Annotated in this window: 20 protein-coding genes; 14 read left to right on the forward strand and 6 right to left on the reverse strand. The window is 42.7% G+C overall.

Annotated elements, in window-relative coordinates; translation table 11 throughout:
* Nucleotides 1-62 precede the first annotated feature (62 nt).
* From NSS65_RS01820 to NSS65_RS01835, 4 genes are all read left to right on the forward strand, one after another.
* Nucleotides 63-620 carry a shikimate kinase gene (locus tag NSS65_RS01820; protein ID WP_003214270.1) on the forward strand — a complete coding sequence of 186 codons (558 nt, stop codon included), beginning with the start codon at nt 63-65 and terminating at the stop codon, nt 618-620.
* A 344-nt stretch (nt 621-964) separates the two neighbouring features.
* A complete protein-coding gene (locus NSS65_RS01825) occupies nt 965-1912 on the forward strand; it encodes a dihydrodipicolinate synthase family protein (protein ID WP_034283267.1) in 948 nt (315 codons plus the stop codon).
* Nucleotides 1913-1989: 77 nt separating this feature from the next.
* A complete protein-coding gene (locus tag NSS65_RS01830; protein WP_041116583.1) occupies nt 1990-2997 on the forward strand; it encodes a LacI family DNA-binding transcriptional regulator in 1008 nt (335 codons plus the stop codon).
* Between the two features lie 121 nt (nt 2998-3118).
* Entirely contained in the window at nt 3119-4495 is a 1377-nt protein-coding gene (locus tag NSS65_RS01835) for an MFS transporter (protein WP_041116585.1), read from the forward strand.
* Between the two features lie 222 nt (nt 4496-4717).
* Here the strand turns inward: NSS65_RS01835 and NSS65_RS01840 are convergent, their stop codons facing one another.
* Entirely contained in the window at nt 4718-5491 is a 774-nt protein-coding gene (locus tag NSS65_RS01840) for a class I SAM-dependent methyltransferase (protein ID WP_326134934.1), read from the reverse strand.
* 116 nt (nt 5492-5607) lie between these two features.
* On the opposite strand from NSS65_RS01840, the gene NSS65_RS01845 reads away from it, so the two are divergent.
* Nucleotides 5608-6525: a LysR substrate-binding domain-containing protein gene (locus tag NSS65_RS01845; protein ID WP_326134935.1), complete on the forward strand. Its 918-nt coding sequence runs from the start codon at nt 5608-5610 to the stop codon at nt 6523-6525.
* A gap of 243 nt (nt 6526-6768) precedes the next feature.
* Here NSS65_RS01845 and NSS65_RS01850 read toward each other — a convergent pair whose 3' ends face one another.
* Nucleotides 6769-7554 (reverse strand): carbon-nitrogen family hydrolase, encoded by a 786-nt coding sequence (locus NSS65_RS01850; RefSeq protein ID WP_326134936.1) that lies wholly within the window; start codon nt 7552-7554, stop codon nt 6769-6771.
* 211 nt (nt 7555-7765) lie between these two features.
* On the opposite strand from NSS65_RS01850, the gene NSS65_RS01855 reads away from it, so the two are divergent.
* The gene (locus NSS65_RS01855; RefSeq protein WP_326134937.1) at nt 7766-8722 is read left to right on the forward strand and encodes an acetylxylan esterase; all 957 of its coding nucleotides are present in this window, start codon (nt 7766-7768) and stop codon (nt 8720-8722) included.
* Nucleotides 8723-8757: 35 nt separating this feature from the next.
* Here the strand turns inward: NSS65_RS01855 and NSS65_RS01860 are convergent, their stop codons facing one another.
* Nucleotides 8758-9072 carry a hypothetical protein gene (locus NSS65_RS01860; RefSeq protein ID WP_342467338.1) on the reverse strand — a complete coding sequence of 105 codons (315 nt, stop codon included), beginning with the start codon at nt 9070-9072 and terminating at the stop codon, nt 8758-8760.
* Nucleotides 9073-9164: 92 nt separating this feature from the next.
* On the opposite strand from NSS65_RS01860, the gene NSS65_RS01865 reads away from it, so the two are divergent.
* The 5 genes from NSS65_RS01865 (at nt 9165) to NSS65_RS01885 (ending at nt 15376) form a co-directional block, all read left to right on the forward strand.
* Nucleotides 9165-9935 carry a nucleotidyltransferase domain-containing protein gene (locus NSS65_RS01865; RefSeq protein ID WP_326134938.1) on the forward strand — a complete coding sequence of 257 codons (771 nt, stop codon included), beginning with the start codon at nt 9165-9167 and terminating at the stop codon, nt 9933-9935.
* A 161-nt stretch (nt 9936-10096) separates the two neighbouring features.
* Nucleotides 10097-11014: a proline dehydrogenase gene (locus tag NSS65_RS01870; protein ID WP_101677031.1), complete on the forward strand. Its 918-nt coding sequence runs from the start codon at nt 10097-10099 to the stop codon at nt 11012-11014.
* Between the two features lie 23 nt (nt 11015-11037).
* On the forward strand, nt 11038-12585 hold the full coding sequence (gene pruA / locus NSS65_RS01875) for an L-glutamate gamma-semialdehyde dehydrogenase (RefSeq protein ID WP_024424316.1): 1548 nt from the start codon (nt 11038-11040) through the stop codon (nt 12583-12585).
* 127 nt (nt 12586-12712) lie between these two features.
* On the forward strand, nt 12713-13945 hold the full coding sequence (locus tag NSS65_RS01880) for a helix-turn-helix domain-containing protein (RefSeq protein WP_217008881.1): 1233 nt from the start codon (nt 12713-12715) through the stop codon (nt 13943-13945).
* A 132-nt stretch (nt 13946-14077) separates the two neighbouring features.
* Nucleotides 14078-15376: an arsenic transporter gene (locus tag NSS65_RS01885; protein WP_034283290.1), complete on the forward strand. Its 1299-nt coding sequence runs from the start codon at nt 14078-14080 to the stop codon at nt 15374-15376.
* A 117-nt stretch (nt 15377-15493) separates the two neighbouring features.
* On the opposite strand, the gene NSS65_RS01890 is transcribed toward NSS65_RS01885, so the two are convergent.
* Together NSS65_RS01890 and NSS65_RS01895 are read right to left on the reverse strand one after the other, a co-directional pair.
* Nucleotides 15494-16171, reverse strand: a complete 678-nt coding sequence (locus tag NSS65_RS01890) for an amino acid ABC transporter permease (RefSeq protein ID WP_034283291.1) — start codon at nt 16169-16171, stop codon at nt 15494-15496.
* 12 nt (nt 16172-16183) lie between these two features.
* On the reverse strand, nt 16184-17056 hold the full coding sequence (locus NSS65_RS01895) for a transporter substrate-binding domain-containing protein (protein WP_034283294.1): 873 nt from the start codon (nt 17054-17056) through the stop codon (nt 16184-16186).
* Between the two features lie 181 nt (nt 17057-17237).
* On the opposite strand from NSS65_RS01895, the gene NSS65_RS01900 reads away from it, so the two are divergent.
* Nucleotides 17238-17567: a YckD family protein gene (locus NSS65_RS01900; protein ID WP_024424311.1), complete on the forward strand. Its 330-nt coding sequence runs from the start codon at nt 17238-17240 to the stop codon at nt 17565-17567.
* 43 nt (nt 17568-17610) lie between these two features.
* Here the strand turns inward: NSS65_RS01900 and NSS65_RS01905 are convergent, their stop codons facing one another.
* The gene (locus NSS65_RS01905; RefSeq protein WP_034283296.1) at nt 17611-18375 is read right to left on the reverse strand and encodes an MBL fold metallo-hydrolase; all 765 of its coding nucleotides are present in this window, start codon (nt 18373-18375) and stop codon (nt 17611-17613) included.
* A 115-nt stretch (nt 18376-18490) separates the two neighbouring features.
* On the opposite strand from NSS65_RS01905, the gene NSS65_RS01910 reads away from it, so the two are divergent.
* Both NSS65_RS01910 and NSS65_RS01915 read left to right on the forward strand, forming a co-directional pair.
* Nucleotides 18491-18907: an Lrp/AsnC family transcriptional regulator gene (locus tag NSS65_RS01910; protein WP_180951418.1), complete on the forward strand. Its 417-nt coding sequence runs from the start codon at nt 18491-18493 to the stop codon at nt 18905-18907.
* Nucleotides 18908-18935: 28 nt separating this feature from the next.
* Nucleotides 18936-19742 carry an AAC(3) family N-acetyltransferase gene (locus NSS65_RS01915; RefSeq protein WP_326134940.1) on the forward strand — a complete coding sequence of 269 codons (807 nt, stop codon included), beginning with the start codon at nt 18936-18938 and terminating at the stop codon, nt 19740-19742.

The following is a 19742-nucleotide window of genomic DNA, read 5'->3' on the forward strand; positions in this document are numbered from 1 at the left end:
ATTTATCATATAATAGAAACATTATGTAGCATTCCTTGTCGTAGGGAGGACGTGTCACGACCATGAAAATCAATAGAGAAATTCCTGTAAGACAGCGGAATATTGTCCTCATTGGCTTTATGGGTGTTGGGAAAACAACCATTGGGCAGCTGGTTGCCAAAAAGCTATATAGAGATTTTATTGATGTCGATCAGGAGATTGAGAAAAAGTACAACATGACGATTCCAGAGATGTTTCAGCAAAAAGGAGAAGCATTCTTCAGGCAGGCTGAAAAGGATTATATCGTCGATTTATGTGAACATACACAGCTCAAGATCGTTTCCCTTGGAGGGGGGGCATTCAAACAGGAAGAAATCAAACGCGCCTGCTTGAAGCATTGTACCGTTCTTTTCCTTGACTTGTCTTGGGAGAATTGGAAGCAGCGGCTTGATATTTTAATTGAAAACCGCCCTGTTCTTCACAACCGGACGCTTGATGAGATGAAAGAGCTGTTTGAGGAGCGCCGGGAGATTTATTCTCTTCATAATTCAAGAGTGGAAACAGATCATTTAGAGGCTGAGGAAGTCGCCAATTATATTGTGGACACACTCAAGCTTGGCTGGGATTTATATTCGAAATAAAAAAAGTCTACCGTTTAGGATAGACTTTTTTTCTATTGAATTCTTTTCCTTCGTACATATGATGATGTTTTGACAACCAAAATGTATTTATCCTTTTTTTGGTGTGCAGCCGTTTGGAAAAAGCGGTGATCCTCCTTCAATCAGTTCATGATGATGAGGTTTTTGATATAGATCATTTTCTTTTTCGGAAAAATAAAATAGTATCTAAATTTCAATAAGAGTTTTTTGAATTATTATAATCTTTAAAAAATAATGTTGACAACTTCCGTGAGGACATTCTATGATTGTTTACGTAAACGCTTACGGTAAACGTTTACTATAATCGAATGGGGAGGAATTTGTTGATGAAAAATAAAGAAAAATGGAGCGGTGTATTCCCGGCTGTCTTAATTCCTTTTAAAGATGACTATTCAATTGATGAACCTGCATTTCGCAAGCTTGTTCGCTGGGTGGCGGAGCACAAAGGGATTAACGGGATCGTTGTCAATGGACATACGGGCGAGATTATGACCCTGCTGCCACATGAACGAGCTGAAGCTGTGCGTATTGCAGCCGACGAATTAAAAGGGGAAGTACCTGTCATTTCAGGGGTTTCAGCTGAAGGGACAATTGAAGCAATCCAGCATGCAAAAGCAGTTCAAGAAGCTGGCGGAGAAGGTATCCTTCTCATGCCGCCGCATTCATGGCTGAGATTCGGTATGCAGCCTGAATCACCTGTCCAATTCTTTAAAGATGTTGCAGAAGCGATTGACATTTCAATCATCGTCCATCAATATCCAACGTGGACAAAAACCTCATATACAACGAATCAAATACTAGAAATGTCGGAAATTGAAAATGTTGTCTCATTCAAAATTGGTCAAAGAGACATGGCACAATATGAAGTCGATGTGCGCGCACTGAAAAAGCATGCACCAGATGTATCGCTGCTCACATGTCACGATGAATATTTATTGCCAACATTAGTTCAAGGGATTGATGGGGCGCTTGTCGGTTTCGGCTGTTTTGTGCCAGATTTGATCGCTGAACTTGTGAAATGTGTGGAAGAACAAGACCTTGCAGCAGCTAATAAAGTGTACGATAGAATCTTTGAATTAAAGCATGCTGTATATAAAATGGATGAACCTTCCTCTACCTCTCATCTGCGAATGAAGGAAGCGATGTTCCAGAGAGGCTTGATCAGCAGTTCGCTTGCTAGGAAGCCGGTATTACCTTTAACTCAAAAGGAAAAAGAAGAGATTCGCCAGGGCCTTCAAAGTGTTGGTTTGCTTAAGGAAAACGTCAGTAGATAACAGACCATTGATTTCATGATGAAGGTGAGTCAGGTTATAATAGGGTATAAAACAACAGACTCCCGGAGGTATGAAATGTGTCAGTAAGTATTAAAGATGTAGCATTGAAAGCAGGAGTGTCTATAGCCTCTGTTTCCCGAGTATTAAGTGGTAAACCAGGAGTAGGTGCTCAAACGGCTGAAAGAATCAAACAAGTGATTGATGAGTTAGGCTACCGCCCTAATTTAGGAGCGAGAGGGCTCGTGAAAAGAAAGACTGGGAATATTGCTGTAGTGGTTCCCCGCGGTTCATATATTTTGAATAATCCATTTTTTTCAACGATTTTAGATGGAATAGCGAAGGAATTAGATGAGACCGAATTCAATATGCTGATGTCATTTACATCTGTTCAGCAGCAGCGGTTACTTGAGACGCAGGCTGTAGATGGTGCCATTTTATTTTCTCCAAGAAATGAAGAATTGAGCATGGATTGGCTAAAAAGTTTGGCTATTCCCATTATCGTTGTCGGAAGTTACTTAGAGGATTCACCATTTCCATGTGTCAGGCCAGATGATGAAGAAGGTGTTTGTCAATCTGTAACGGCCTTATTTGATAAAGGTCATCGAACCATTGGGCTGGTCAATGGTCCAATGAGTTCGATGCATAGCGTGAGGTACTACAAGGGGTATGAGCGCACACTGAAACGTTTAGGATTAACAATGAACAAAGAGCTTGTGTTTGAGTTAGATGAATTTGATGGGGGAAAAGTAGTAGAAGTGGTTTCTCAATTTCTCCAAGGAAACCAGCACATGACTGGAGTTGTTTGCTCTTCAGATTTTTTGGCGATAGGGGTCATGAAAGCGGCAGAAAACGCAAATGTGTCAATACCTCATGATTTGTCTGTCGTTGGTGCCGATGATGTGCCCATTGCAAGTTTTCTAACCCCTTCTTTATCTTCTGTTCATGTTGATTTAGTTGGAATGGGAAGAAAAGCTGTTTCTTTACTAACACAGTTGTTGGAAGGAGAACAGTTAGAGGCGATGGAGCATATTTTCCCTATGTATTATATAGATCGGGGCACCACGGGAACGCCAAAAAAGATGTGATAGATGCTGAAAACTCGTATGAACGCTGCAGAATTTCAGCTTGATTTAAAATGTAAGCGATTTCTTCAGCGCTCTTCGGCATGTACTTTTGCATCATTTCCTCTAATAAGGAGGAGATACCATGACGTTAGAACTCAGCGGAAATTCAAATTCTCGTGATGAGCAAGTTGTTGATAGAGCTTCACAGCTATTGACCAGGATGGAAAGTGTGCCTTTTTCGAGGTGGCATTTAAAACCTCGGATCATTATGGGATCTGCTACCTTTTTTGATGCTTTTGATGCGCTATCTTTAGCGTTTGTTCTCCCGGTCCTCATCGGCATGTGGAATTTATCACCTGCACAGATTGGTCTTCTTATTGGGTCTGGTTATATAGGACAAGCGATTGGTGCTATTTTCTTTGGATGGTTAGCAGAAAGGCGCGGCCGTGTTTTTAGTGCAAAATGGACGGTGTTCCTCATGTCTATTATGAGTATCGCATGTGTATTTTCAGGTAATTTTATGGCCCTTTTTATTTTCCGTTTTATACAAGGGATTGGAGTCGGAGGAGAGGTGCCGGTAGCAGCCTCATATATTAATGAGTTGTCCCGAGCCCAAGGAAGAGGTCGATTTTTTATGCTTTATGAGATGATTTTTCCATTAGGATTAATGATTTCAGCACAAATTGGCGCATTCGTTGTACCTAGCTTTGGGTGGAAATGGATGTTCTTGATTGGAGGCATTGGAGGTTTAATCGTCTTTGTATTCTTTTTCATGCTGCGTGAATCGCCAAGGTGGCTTATTTCGAAAGGCAGGTTAGATGAAGCCGAAAGAATTATTGAAGAAATTGAAGCTAGTACTGACAAACGAATGCCTGTCGCAAATCAAGTATCCAGCAGTACTGAAAAAGGCGACTGGAAAGAGCTATTTTCAACTTTTTACCGTAAAAGAACATTGGTCGTATGGGGACTATGGTTTTCTGCCTACTTTGTATCGAATGGTTTAAATAACTGGTTACCGAGTCTTTATAATACTGTTTACCATTTGCCAGTCGGAGATTCATTAAGGGCAGCATCTCTCACAAATATTTTACAGACCATAGGGGTATTCGCTTGTGCGTTTTTAATTGATAAAGTAGGACGAAAGCGCTGGGCAACCATTGCATTTGTATTAACAGGTGTTTTATTAACGGCTTTATGGATCAGCGGAGCGACTTCACCAGAAAGCGTCATCTATTTAGGGTCTGCTGCTTACGGAATGATGGGGACAATTACAGTTCTCCTCTATCTATATACACCTGAAATTTATCCGACACGTATGAGGGTGATTGGAACGGCATTTGCTACAGCGTGGCTTAGGCTGGCCTCAGCGATCGCTCCTATTATGATAGGTTTTATTTTAGAGGTAAGCGGTGTTTCAACTATTTTTATTCTTTTTGCAAGTGTGACGGTAGTGGGAGCAATTCTTGCTTTTAAAATGATAGAAACGCGCGAGAAAGTATTAGAGGATATTGCGCCGTAAGTTACGCGTGCAGTGAAGAACTTATTCCAAAGAGGGTAGGTTCTTTTTTTATTCAGAGGATCTAAAATGCCTCACCTATCTTCGTTCATTTATCATATAATAGAAACATGATCTAGCACTCCTTGTCGTAAGGAGAGATGTGTCACGAACATGAAAAGCAATACCTGTGAGACAGTGAAGATTAAAAAAGTCTACCGACAATGGTAGACTTTTTCTATAAGGTCAATTCTTGATTCCCTGAATCAGTGCAGCTTTTAAACAGAAAGAAATGGGCTGATGGTGTGCATCGAATTGAAGCTGAAACAGCTGCTTTGTGTCAGGGTCTGCGGCTTGAAGGTGGGAAACGATCTCCTTTTGAATATTCTCTGGCGTGCGTCCACGTATAATCCAGTCCCGATAATTAATATGCAGGTCCCAGGAACGAATCTCTTTCTGAGTCAATTGGTTGTCATCGAAAAGCTCTTTCCATTCTGATAACGAGCTTTCCCGCACATGAGAAGGGTCTCTCAGTCTATTTAAGTGATTAATAAATGAATCCTGTGCAGGGTTTTCAGGTGCATAATGATCGACGAGCAGAAATTGGCCGCCTTTTTTTAAGACTCGGCTGATTTCAGACATGGCTGCCGGAAGGTTTGGAAAGTGGTGAGCAGCAAATCGGCACGTCACTAAATCAAATGATTCATCAGAGAAGGGCAATGCTTCTGCGGCTGCCTGCTCAAAAGTAATGTGGTTCAGGCGGCGTTCTTCCGCAAGTGCTGCTGCAATCTCGATCATTTTTTTTGTGACATCAATGCCGACCCCTTTAGAGATAACGTCTGAAAAGGAAAAAACGGTATGTCCTGCCGCACAGCCAATATCAAGTAAATGCTCATGTCCCTTCGCATTTGCAGTTGTTTTCATCCATTCCAGCTCTTCTCCGGCCGCAAATATAGGTGAATCTCGATAGTTCTCGGCATTTTGTGAAAATTGGTTCTCGGTTTTAGCATATGGATTCATTTCTTTTCCCCCTTTGTGGTCTCTTTATCGTAGAATTCCTTCTGTTATTTGTCTAAGACATAAAAGATATGACATGGATAGTTAAAACCTATGAGGTGATGAAAGTGGATATACGAATGATGGAATATGTCATGGAAGTGTACCGGCAGCAAAGCTTTACAAAAGCAGCGGATCAACTTCATATTGCACAGCCTTCTTTAAGCCAGCAAATGAAGAAGCTGGAAGAGGAATTAGACACACCGCTATTTATTCGAAAGTATGGACAAGTAACGCCCACACCTCAAGGGAGACGATTCATTAAAAGGGCTGAGAATATTTTGAAGGAAAGAGATGATTTGCTGCGTGAAATGGGAGAGGCAGCTTATGAAATCGGGAAAGAGCTGAACATTGGAGCGCCAGCAGTGACTGGGGGCTATGTCTTGCCCGGTTTATTAAAAACTTTTTGTCAAACGTATCCTCATGTTCACGTTCAACTGATAGAAGAGTCTCCTCGTGAGCTCGAAAAACGTCTATTGGCTGGAAAACTGGATTTGGCTATTTTATCTATGCCTGTCGAGCATGAATCATTGAAAACGAAACAAATGCTGACAGAGCCGCTCCTTCTTGCAGTTCCGCAAGCTGCTCAGTCATGGTTATCAGAGGAATTGAACGAGATTATCAAGCAAGCAGGGCAAAAAGAGTCCGGTCACGAAATCGTTCCCTTTCAGCTTCTTGAAGGTACCCCATTTATTATGCTGAAAGAGGGATACGGTTTTCGGCAAGTGGTCATGGAGCTGTGCCGTCATCACGGTTTTCAGCCAAAAGCGGCTTTTGAAACAAGTCATATTCAAACAGCACAGGCATTGGTCAAAAACGAACTAGGGGTGACCGTTGTGCCGAAAATGGTGGCACAAGAGGATAGGAACGGGGTCATTTATTTACACATTGATTCATGCCCCACCCGCACACTTGTGTTTGCATATGTGGAAGAAAGGTATTTAACGAAAGCCGCTCAAGCCTTCATGGCCCTTTATCAGAATGAAGGGAAGGCTTAAACAAACGTTTAATTAAACGCAAAAAGCAGGGGAGCACCCTGCTTTAAGATTGGTGACAAAGGGCTAAAATGATCTTGATTTTAGCCCTTTGTCTTCTTTTCAGCGTGATAGAAAACCTTTGAAGTCTAGGAAGGGCGAGCACCGGAGCGGAGCGAATTTGACATTCGTGAGCACCGGAGCGCAGACCTGACACCGAATGCGAGGGTTTGTCTACACGCTGAAAGCAGGGGAGCACCCTGCTTTTTAATATAAATCCAGACGCTGATCCGTCATAACCGGAATTTGCTGTCTGACTTCATCCACTAGCTGAAGATCAATTTCCGCATAATAAATATCTTCGTCATCGTTTGTTTCAAGCAGGATACGACCGAGTGGATCAATTACCATAGAGTGTCCAGGGAATTCCGTGTCTCTGCTTGTGCCTGTTCTGTTAACAGCAATCATAAATGACTGGTTTTCAATCGCTCTTGCGATGAGCAGGCTGCGCCAATGGTCCACTCTTGCTGACGGCCATTGTGCCGTATTGACGAGCACCTTCGCTCCTTTGTTCACAAGTGTTCTGGAAAGCTGCGGGAAGCGGAGATCATAGCAAATCATCGCACCAATCGTTACACCTTCACCATAGTCAAATAAACCAAGCTGATCACCAGCGGTTAAATAGTTATGCTCATCCATTAAGCGGAATAAATGAATTTTATCATAATCTAACAAAAGCTCCCCTTGGCGGTTAAAGACATACATCGTGTTGGTGATATTTTCATCTTCTGTCCGCTTATTTAATACACTGCCTGCGATGAGATACACTTGATGCTTGCGGGCAAAGGAGGAAAAGAGCTGTTTTGTGCGTTCACCGTTTACATCCGCAAGCTGATCGGCTTGTTCAAGGGCGTAGCCGGTATTCCACATTTCGGGTAAAATGATCAAATCAGGCTGCTCGCGAACCGCTTCTTCTAAAAACACTGCTGCTTTTTTAAAATTCACTTCTGGTTCTCCAATTTGTACGTCCATTTGGACAAGGGCGATTTTCATACGAGTTCCTCCTTTATTTGCTATATGTCATGTGAAAATCATGAATGTATGTAATGGTTTATTTTAGTCTTCAAGGTCAGTTTCTTTATCATAAAGGTTTCCATCATCTTTGCCAATAGAAATGTCAGAAGGTTTTGTTAAATGGCTTTCTCACTCAAGAAATCGGTGTTATGATACATATAATGAATAAAACAAAGGGGGATACTCGGATATGCAATTGTACGATTTACCACTTGAAGAGCTAAAAAAATATAAACCAAAGAAAACAGCACGCCCTGATTTCTCAGATTTTTGGAAGAAATCACTCGAAGAACTGCGCCAAGTGGAGGCAAAGCCAATACTTGAACCTTATGACTATCCAGTGAAAGGCGTCAAGGTGTACCACCTGACGTATCAAAGCTTTGGACATTCTAAAATTGAAGGCTTTTATGCTGTACCTGATCAAACTGGCCCGCATCCAGCGCTCGTTCGTTTTCATGGCTATAATGCCAGCTATGACGGCGGCATTCACGACATCGTCAACTGGGCGCTCCACGGCTATGCCACATTTGGTATGCTCGTCCGCGGTCAAGGCGGCAGTGAAGATCAGACAGTGACACCAGGCGGTCACGCTTTGGGGTGGATGACAAAAGGCATTTTATCAAAAGAGACCTACTATTATCGCGGTGTTTATTTAGATGCGGTTCGTGCACTCGAAGTCATTCAGTCTTTCCCGGAAGTGGATGAACACCGGATCGGCGTGATTGGTGGGAGCCAGGGAGGCGCATTAGCGGTTGCAGCTGCAGCCCTTTCAAACATTCCGAAGGTCGTCGTGGCAGATTATCCTTACTTATCAAACTTCGAGCGTGCAGTGGACGTTGCATTGGAGCAGCCTTATTTAGAAATCAATTCATACTTTCGAAGAAACACTGATCCGAAAGTGGAGGAAAAGGCATTTGAGACATTAAGTTATTTTGATTTAATCAATTTAGCTGGATGGGTGAAACAGCCAACATTGATGGCGATCGGTCTGATTGACAAAATAACCCCGCCATCTACTGTGTTTGCGGCATACAACCATTTAGAAACAGATAAAGACCTTAAGGTATACCGCTATTTTGGACACGAGTTTATCCCGGCTTTTCAAACAGAGAAGCTCTCCTTCTTACAAAAGCATTTACTCAAATAAAAGAACAAAGAGGCCGCTCTAGGAGGGCCTCTTTTTTAATAACTCGTATTCTGTCTCGTTTTTTCATCAGGCACTAATGCTGTGATAATAAGGGCAAGAGCTGTGATGATATGAAGGATGAATCCAAGTATCTGAATCCAGGCGAGGCAGGATGTGATAATCCCAATGATGCTGCCAATCATTGGTCCTTGGTCTCGCTTCGATAAGACGAGTGTGATAATATGCAGAATAAGCATGACCATGAGCGGTGAATAGCCATTGCTAATAATAAATAGTCCTCCGATGACAGGGATGGCAAGACAGGCTTCAAAAATTCCGGTGATCCATTTCATGATGCGAGATATAGACATGAGATCCAACTCCTTTTTCATATATGTCTTATTCGTATTTTACCAAAACGTGAAGAAGTCATGCAGATTTCTATAGAAAGAGTTGATGGATGATGAGAGAGAGAATCAAGGAAGAGCTGAAAATCATCGAAGAAACGTATGACGTGAAAATTTGCCTCGCGGTCGAATCAGGCAGCAGAGCATGGGGATTCCCCTCGACTGATAGTGATTACGATGTTCGTTTTTTATATGTTCCTCGAAAAGAATGGTATTGGGCAATGGAAGAGCACCGAGATGTCATTGAACGCCCGATTGATGACGTGCTTGATATCAGCGGCTGGGAGCTTAGAAAGGCACTTCGCTTATTTAATAAATCGAATCCGTCCATCATGGAATGGCTGTCTTCTGACATCATCTATGCTGAATCCTTCTCTTTGGCAAAGCAGCTAAGAGAATTAAAGGATCGAGCGTTTTATCCCTCAGCATTGATGTATCATTACCTCAATATGGCGAAGCGGAATGAAAGCCGGCATTTACGAGGAGAGCAGGTGCGAATCAAGAAGTATTTCTATGTGCTTCGTCCGCTGCTTGCCTGTCAGTGGATTGAACGCTACCGGACGGTTCCGCCGATGGACTTTCATGAACTGCTCGAGGAACTAGTGGAGGAAGGTCCGCTTTTAGCGGAAATCCATGAGCTGCTCAAACGTAAAATGGACGGCGAAGAAATGGATGTAGAGAACCGCCTCGCTGATGTCCATCCATTTATCGACAAAGAGATCGCGCGATTTGATGAATTGGTGAAAAGCTACAATCAGCCGAAAGACAACCTGATGCAAGAATTAAATGAGCTGCTGCAGTCTACCCTTGATGAGGTGTGGGCGTAAGCAGGGAAGAGCCAGCCGGATCGCGGCAGGCTCTTTTTTATCTCTTATTGTGATAAAACCACAAAAAAAGTCAGAATTTTTGTCATCTTCAAATATTGTAGCGGACAGCTTATGAGCTTTACAATAAAGACATAGCTTACAAAGAGTGGGAGGTGCCCTTTATGGAGTCGGTCACAAGAAATTTCTTCTTGTTTTTGTCAAAGAGCAGTCTCTTGAACCATATTGCTCGTAATTGGGGAAGTGCTGTTGCATCTAAGAAAATCATCGGAGGGAAGGACTTTGAGAGTGCCATCCCTGTCATCAAACGATTAAATGACCAAGGAATGGCCGTGACAGTTGATCACCTTGGTGAGTTTGTCACAAAGGCAGAGATTGCAAATGAACGGACGACTGAGTGTATTCAAACCATTCAGCGGATTGCAGAGGCGGGACTCAATTCCCACGTGTCACTCAAAATGACATCACTTGGCCTGGATATTGACGACGACCTTGTGTATCGCAATATGAAACGTATTTTAGATACGGCAGAGAAGCACCGTATCATGGTGACAATCGATATGGAGGATGAACAGCGCTGTCAAAAAACGCTGGACATTTTTAAAGAGATGAAATCTCAATATGAGTATGTCAGTACGGTCTTGCAGGCGTATTTGTACAGAACAGAAAAGGATCTTGATGACCTAAATAAGCTGAAGCCATTTTTAAGACTTGTAAAGGGTGCCTATAAGGAATCTGCCGAAGTGGCGTATCCAAACAAAAAAGACGTCGATCAGAATTATCAAAAGCTGATCGAAAAGCAATTGCTCTCAGGAAACTATACAGCCATTGCGACACATGACGATCGAATGATTGAGTTCACGAAAAATATTGTGAAAAAACACAATATACAGACAAGTCAGTTCGAATTTCAAATGCTGTACGGCATGAGATCAGAAACGCAGCAGGCACTTGTGAAAGAAGGCTATCAAATGAGAGTCTATACTCCGTATGGACGAGAGTGGTATGGCTACTACATGAGACGTCTTGCAGAACGGCCGGCAAACATTGCCTTTGCTCTAAAAGGGATGACGAGAAAATAATTTGAAACGGGAGCGTGACAAACATGACAACACCTTACAAACATGAACCATTCACGGATTTTAGCCAGGAAGAAAACCGCAAAGCGTTTGAACAAGCATTAGCTAAAGTAACAGAATCACTTGGTCAAACCTATCCGCTCGTGATTAATGGAGAAAGAATCGAAACGAAAGACAAGATTGTTTCGATCAATCCAGCGAAAAAGGATGAAGTGGTTGGAACCGTATCAAAGGCGGGCAAGGAAGAGGCAGAACAAGCGGTTCAAGCAGCAGCGAAAGCATTCGAAACATGGCGCTACACGTCTCCAGAAGAAAGAGCTGGCGTATTATTCAGAGCTGCGGCAAGCATTCGCCGTAAAAAGCATGAGTATTCAGCCCTTCTTGTCAAAGAAGCAGGTAAGCCTTGGAATGAAGCGGATGCAGATACAGCAGAAGCGATTGACTTCCTAGAATATTATGCCCGTCAAATGCTGGAGCTGGCGAAAGGCAAACCAGTGAACAGCCGCGAAGGCGAACGCAATCAATATGTATACACACCAACTGGCGTGACGCTCGTGATTCCGCCGTGGAACTTCTTGTTTGCGATCATGGCAGGAACAACAGTAGCCCCAATCGTCACTGGGAATACAGTTGTTTTAAAACCAGCGAGTGCGACGCCTGTCATTGCAGCCCGTTTTGTGGAGGAGCTTGAGCAAGCCGGTCTTCCAAAGGGTGTTGTCAACTTTGTACCAGGAAGCGGAGCAGAGGTCGGGGATTACTTAGTAGATCATCCGAAAACAAGCCTGATTACATTCACTGGATCAAGAGAAGTAGGGACACGTATCTTTGAACGCGCGGCAAAAGTGCAGCCAGGCCAGCAGCATTTAAAACGTGTCATTGCTGAAATGGGCGGTAAGGATACAGTGGTTGTTGATGAGGATGCAGATGTTGAATTAGCGGCTAATGCCATTTTCACATCAGCCTTCGGGTTTTCAGGTCAGAAATGTTCAGCTGGATCTCGGGCTGTCGTTCACGAGAAGCTGTATGACCAAGTGGTTGAGCGAGTGAAGGAAATCACAGAAACGAAAACAACAGCCAATCCACTTTCTGCGGATGTTTACATGGGACCTGTCATTGATCAAGCGTCCTTTGACAAGATCACGGATTATATCGAGGTTGGCAAACAGGAAGGCCGCTTAGTCACTGGCGGAACGAGTGATGATTCGGAAGGATACTTTATCCACCCGACCATTTTTGCAGATCTTGAGCCAACTTCCCGTTTAATGCAAGAAGAAATTTTTGGACCAGTCTTGGCTTTCTCGAAAGTCTCTAGCTTTGATGAGGCACTTGAGGTAGCCAACAACACAGAATACGGTTTAACAGGTGCTGTCATTACGAATAATCGTGATCACATCAACCGTGCGAAGCAGGAGTTCCATGTAGGGAACCTTTACTTTAACCGTAACTGCACAGGTGCCATCGTTGGTTACCACCCATTCGGCGGCTTCAAAATGTCAGGAACGGATTCAAAAGCAGGCGGTCCAGATTACCTAGCTCTGCACATGCAGGCAAAAACGATTAGTGAAATGTTTTAATATGGAAAAAGCATGAACCTGCACTGATGGGTTCATGCTTTTTTTTGCCTGCCTGCGACTTGTTTCTATACAAATCTGACTGGAAAGAAGTATGATAAATGTATCACTTAATCAGGGAGCAATCGGGATGGAAGAGATATTAGAAAAGCTTCATACATTTTTTGATGTCGATAAATTAATTGCATTTATTAGCGGATATTTAAAAAAACCAGTCATTTTAGAAAGCACAGAGTGTCAGCTCCTTGCTTATAATTCTTACAGCATTCAGCAGTTTGACCCAGTCAATCAGCAAACGATTTTCTCCAAGGAATGTCCGGGATCTGTGGTCGATTGGTTAAAGAAAACAGGGGTAATTGAGCGGCTTCACAAGGAGTCAAAGCCTTTTTATGTGAGCGGCCATGACGAGCTCGGATTTAATCGGCGGGTGGCTGTGAGCGCCAAGCATAAACAAGAGGTAGTAGGCTTTATTTGGGTGCAGGACATTGAGGACTCCCTCTCTCAGGAGGAGCTGCAATTTTTACACGAAGCTTCCTTTCAGGTTGGAAAAGTGATTTATAAGAATAAGAAACAGCTTGAGAAAAAGGAAGGCAAGATTGAAGAGTTTTTCAAAAAGGTCATGGATGATCATTTTTATACAGAAGAAGAGCTGAAATGGGAGGCTGAGAACTTAAGCATTCCACTGCCAGCCGTATTTACCGTCATGGTCGTGCACGCTGCCGATAACAAAAGTGAGACGGCAGAAGATGTGAAGGATGTCATTCGAACGTATTTGCAGCTAGAGGATAAGGTGAATCACGTCTATTCGGTTCAAGCAGATATTGTCGTTATATTAGGCAGCCTGTCAGACCGGCACTCACCGAAAGCGACTGCGGCTGATGTCATCGCACATCTGCAATCAAAAACGCATGTACATCCTTCCCCTTTGTATATCGGGATGGGAAGAGAGTATCGTGATGTCATGAAAATGAGTACAAGTCGATTTGAAGCGATAGAGGTCGTCAAGGCAGTAAAAATTGTCGGAGGACAAGAACTGATTCCATATGATTATGAGAATTTAGGGGTCTTCCGGTTTTTAGATTCCATTTACAGCCATCAAAAAAAGAAAAACGACTTCAATCCAGATTTGTTACGCTTGAAGGAAAAAGACCGCGAGAGTCAAACCTCGTTTTTAAAAACGCTGGAAGTCTACTTATTGAATAACTGCAAACTAAAGCCAGCAGCGGAGCAGTTGTTTATTCATCAAAATACATTAAACTATCGAATGAAACAAATTTTTGACATGACCTCGATCGACTTAAGTCATTTTAGCCAGCGGTGTGAGTTATTTATTGAATTGATGCTGATGAAAAAAGATCAATAATGATGATGGAATCCGCAGGTGCACGGGATCACCTGCGGATTTTCATGTGACATGCGAAAATGGCATACAACGGATGCATTTCGTTGTATGATAGATAAAGATTTTATGAGAAAAGTGAAAGGGGGGCCACTTTTGGGATCAGTCACCTTAGCCATTTTGATTTTCATCATGACCCTCGTCCTTGTCATTTGGCAGCCAGGACGTGTCACCATAGGATGGTCAGCATGTGGAGGCGCCATTCTTGCACTTGCCTTTGGTGTCGTTCATCTGGGCGATGTGTGGGAAGTCACGCAAATTGTATGGAACGCTACCTTTGCCTTTATTGGCATTATTATCATATCGTTAATTTTAGATGAGATTGGCTTTTTTGAATGGGCTGCACTGCATATGGCAAAAGCCGCAAGAGGCAACGGTGTCCGCATGTTTATTTATTTAACATTGCTAGGCGCTGTTGTGGCTGCTTTTTTTGCCAACGATGGAGCGGCACTGATTTTGACCCCAATCGTTTTATCTGTGGTGAGAGCGTTGAAGCTGGATGAGCGCATGGTGCTTCCTTTTGTGATGGCAAGCGGCTTTATTGCAGATACAACTTCTTTGCCATTTGTCATTAGTAACCTGGTCAATATCGTATCAGCCGACTATTTTCATATTGGTTTTCTAGAATATACAGCGAATATGTTCGTGCCAAACCTTGTGTCGCTTGGAGCGAGCATGCTGGTTCTGTATGTGTTTTACCGAAAGCTTATTCCAAAAACCTACGATCTGTCTCAGGCAAAGGAACCGGCATCAGCTATTCGAGATATCCGTATGTTCCGTTTGTCTTGGTATGTGCTCGGCTGTCTGCTTGTTGGTTATTTTGCGGGGGAGCTGATCGGTATTCCAGTGTCCATCATCGTAGGCGGGATTGCCCTTGCTTTCTTGTGGCTGGCGAGAAGAAGTCCGCAAGTGGCGACAAAGCGAGTGATCAAAGAAGCGCCGTGGTCCATTGTGTTTTTCTCGATCGGCATGTATGTCGTCGTATATGGACTGAAAAATGTCGGTCTTACAGAAATATTGGCGGCATGGATCCAGCAAGGGGCTTCACATGGCTTGCTTGCAGGAACGATGTTTATGGGCGTGCTTGCCGCAGTGCTGTCCTCTGTGATGAACAATCTGCCGACCGTTTTAATTGATGCGATTGCGATTGGACATACAGATACAGCAGGTGTCATGAGAGACGGACTGATTTATGCCAATGTCATCGGCTCCAACCTTGGACCGAAAATGACCCCAATTGGCTCATTGGCGACATTGCTGTGGCTTCATGTCTTAAAGAAAAAAGGCGTCCATATCTCTTGGGGAGCGTACATGAAAGCCGGAATCATCCTGACCATTCCAACCTTGATTCTCACTTTACTCGGGTTATATGTATGGTTATGGCTCATTCATTAATTATCGTGTAGACAAACCCTCGCATTCGCCCGCAGGTCTGCGCTCCGGTGCTTAGGGCTGCAAAGGTTTTCTATCACGCTGAAAAAGAGCAGATCCATGAGATCTGCTCTTTTTTTGCTACAGATATTTCGCATAGCGTTTTTCTAAAAAGTCCTGAAGCAATGAGACGACACTGCAAATGCCCCAGTAAATGAGTGCGACCAAAATATACATGGTCATATAATCGAATTCTCGTCCGCCTACAATTTTTGCTTGCTGGAAGAGCTCTGGTACAGTAATCATTGCTGCCAGTGAGGAAGCTTTGATTAAATCGAGCATGACATTGGTCAATGGCGGCAGGGCGATGCGGACGGATTGGGGCAAAATGACACCACGCATCGTTTGCCAATAGCTGAGACCTAATGATTTAGCGGCTTCCACCTGTCCACTTGGAACAGAGGAGAGGGCTGCCCGGTTAATTTCTGCAATATAGGCAGCACTATTAAAGCTGAACCCAATAATGGCGGCAGTGACCGCTGTGAACTCTATGCCGATATAGGGGAACCCAAAATAGAGAATAAACAAAATCACAAGAATGGGCACGCCTCGCATGAATGAGATATACAGCCGTGCAGGCAGCCGAAGAATCCAAGAATTCGCCATTCTGGCAAGAGCGATAAAAAAGCCAAGAATGGTACCAAAAAACATGCTCACAAAGGAAATGAGCAGCGTCAGCCAGATGCCTTTCATAACAAACGGAAATGACGCCTTTGCCAGTGCAGGATTAAATATATATTCTAAATGAATATCTCCCACGATTGCGGCTCCTTATTTGGAAATGTCGACATCTTCGACATCAGCATCAATTTTCTTAGAGACGTCTGCATGATTAAAGAATTTCTCAGAAATCTTTTTCATTGTTCCGTCTTTTTTCATGTCGCCTAATACACGATTCAATTCTTTTTGAAGCTCTTTGTTGTCCTTCTTCATAACAAAACCTTGTTCATTCGGCATGTACTTCAAGTCAGGGTGAATCGTAATATTTAATTTAGGAAATGCAGCAAGAGCCAGTGTCTGCAAGTAATAATCATTTAGAATGACATCAGTACGGCCGTTTGCAACATCCTTTAAGTATTGCTCGTTTGTCGCATTATCATAAATGACTTCCTTTGCACCGTACTTACGAGCGACATCCATGTAAATCGTTGTGGCAGCCCCTGCTGCTTTCTTTCCTTTTAAATCTTTTAAAGTTTTAATGCCAGATAAATCATTTTTCCGTACGATAGCCGTTCCGTAGGAATATTTATAAGGGGTAGAAAAGGCAAACTTGTCTTTTCTGTCATCTGTGATGTCGATATCATTTGCAGCAGCATCCACTTGACCAGAATTAATGGCGCTCAGCATCCCATCATAGCCCATTTCTTTAAATTCCACTTTCACATCAAGACGTTTAAACGCTTCTTTGACGACTTCTACTTCATAGCCAGTTAATTGATCCTTGCCATTAGAAGTATCATGATAAGAAGTTGGATAAAGGGTGCCTGAAGTTGCAACCACGATTTTCCCTTTCTTTTTAATCTCATCCCACTTTGTGTCCCCGGATTGAGATGAGCCTGATTGACTGCAAGCAGACATGATAAGGATGAAAGCAGATACAACAAGCATGATCCATATAGGTTTTTTATGATAAAAACGACTCATTTAAGAATCCTCCTCTATTTTTTATACAAAACAAAACATAGCACGCTTTTTCTGTAAGGACAACGTTTTCAGAAGAAAAGTGAAAAAGTAAGAATATTATAAGCAATTTGCGTGTTGATATAATGTATAAAAAAGGAAAGTGAGCGCAAAATAAAGGCGAATAAAGGAGGGAACAACAATGATGAAAAAAATAAGTAGTTTGATCATCTTGTCGATGATGCTGTTATTTGGTTTTCATATAGAAACGGCTCATGGAGAAACACCTCAAATGGAAAAGCGCCCGGTGACACATCAAGTGAAATTAACAGCAGAACAACAAAAACAAATTGAAATCCTTGAGCAGCAAATTCTTTCTAAGCGAAAAGAAGTCATTGAGAAATATGTACAGTACGGCGTGTTAACAAAGGAACAAGGCACGCACATCACGAAACGAATGGATGAGCATTACACTCATTTGAAAAAGAACGGATTTGTTCCATTGCTGAAAAAACCACAGCACCATCGCCCATGATAATGATGAAACCGGCAGCGAAGTGCCGGTTTTTTATTGTTGATCAGAAGGTGAGACTTTCCCCATCTTGAGGGACAGAAATGGCTTGATCTGCATGATGCTCTTGAATGTAAGCCTCTAAAGCAGCTCTTGTTAACAAGCAATGATTCACAGCTTCAAGATGACAGACGACAATTTGAGCTTTTGGCTGAGAACGGTGAACGTCTAGAATCTCTTCCTTGGTCATTGTAATCGGATCGCCTTCTAAAAATTGAGCAGCCCCGCTATTGACCACAATGACGTCTGGCTTGCATGTATTCACAACCTCTTTCGGTTCATCACACCAAACGGTATCACCTGCAATATAAAGGGTAGGTTCATCAGGGTGAGAGAAAACAAAACCGCTCACCTGACCCATCCGCTTCGCCGTTTCTCCCGTCCCATGCTGTCCGCCTGTACGTTTAATATGAACGCCGCAAATGTCCATTTCATCTTCAATGCATGTGACATGCTGAAATCCAGCTTCTTCAACTTCTTTTCGATCCTTCTCCGATTGAGTATAAATTGGCCCATCTTGAGCTAATTTTCTTTTGGCCTCGTCGTCAAAGTGGTCCACATGTAAATGAGTGAGTAAGACAGCATCTGGGTGTAACAGACTGTCTAAATCTATATTTACAGGAAGCTCCACAATAGGATTGTTCAAATGTTGATTGGCTGTATGAGGGAACGGTGGATATGTTCCTTTTGCTGCTAAAAAGGGATCGATTAAAAAAGTTGAATGACCATAGTGAAGGTATAAAGTAGCATTGCGAATGAGTGTAATTTTCATAAAAAGGCCTCCTTTTTTTCTCATTAAGTTTACAGTATATTAAAAGAGTTCTATGTGACATAGGATCATGAAAGTCTTTCATCGGAAGGGCTTGATTTTTGAAAGAGGTGAGCCAATGCTAGACCAAACAGATATGAATATTTTAAAAGAACTATCAAAGAACAGCCGATTAACGATGAAAGCTCTAGGTGAAAAAGTTCATTTAACCGGCCAAGCTGTTGCAAATCGGGTGTTAAAGCTAGAAGAAGAAGGCGTGATTGAAGCATATACCATTTCAATTGATTGGCAGACACAAAAGACGATTCAAACCTTTTTGCAGCTGTATACCCGTAATCATCATCATGAACCACTTCTGTCGTTTCTTTATAAAAGGGAAGAAATCAAGAATTTGTACAAAATAAGTGGTGAAGGCTGTTATATGGCTGAAGGACATTTCTCCAGTCATGATGAACTTGATCAGTTTTTAACGGAGCTGACGAATTACGCAAATTACAAACTGTCTATTGCGGTTAAACGTCTCATTCATCAGTAATAGAAGAGACGCAGGAGGAAAAGGAACGATGCAAAAATTAATCGAAAATCAAGCTGAGCCGATGACAAAGGAAAGAATCAAAGCAGACTTGGTTCAACTTGGTGTGAAAAAGGGCATGATTTTATGTGTTCACTCATCTTTATCATCAATCGGCTGGGTAAACGGAGGCGCTGTAGCCGTCATACAAGCATTGATGGAAACCTTAACAGAAGAGGGGACACTGATTATGCCGGCACAAACGTTAGAGCTTTCTGATCCCGCCGATTGGATCGATCCGCCTGTTCCTTACTCATGGTGGAAATCGATCAAAGAAACAATGCCTGCATTTGACCCAGCTTACACGACGCCATCAGCAATGGGAAAGGTGGCAGAAACATTTTGGAAATACCCAGGTGTGGCGAGAAGCAATCATCCCAATTTTTCATTCACAGCCTGGGGGAAAAGAAAACATGAAATTCTGAAACACCATGCGCTTTCCTTTGGATTAGGAGAGCATTCGCCTCTTGGCCGCATGTATGATCTTCATGCTCAAGTGCTGCTGCTTGGTGCATCATTTGAGAGCATGACAGCTTTTCATCTAGCTGAATACCGAATTCCTCAGCAGGACCTCATGACAAGAGGAGCCCCTCTTTTAGAGAATGGATGGAGGGTATGGAAAGAGTACCAAGATATCATCACAAGAGAAGAACTATTTGAACAGATTGGCCGTGATTTTCTGCAATCAGGAGGCATCCATCAGCACAATCAAGTTGGACTTGCCAGTTCATATTTACTGCCCATGAGAGAATCGGTAGACTATGCGGAAAAGTGGCTTGATCTATACGATCAGTCGTAA

Source organism: Bacillus sp. FSL K6-1006, assembly GCF_038593175.1.
Taxonomy (GTDB): Bacteria; Bacillota; Bacilli; order Bacillales; family Bacillaceae; genus Bacillus; species Bacillus safensis.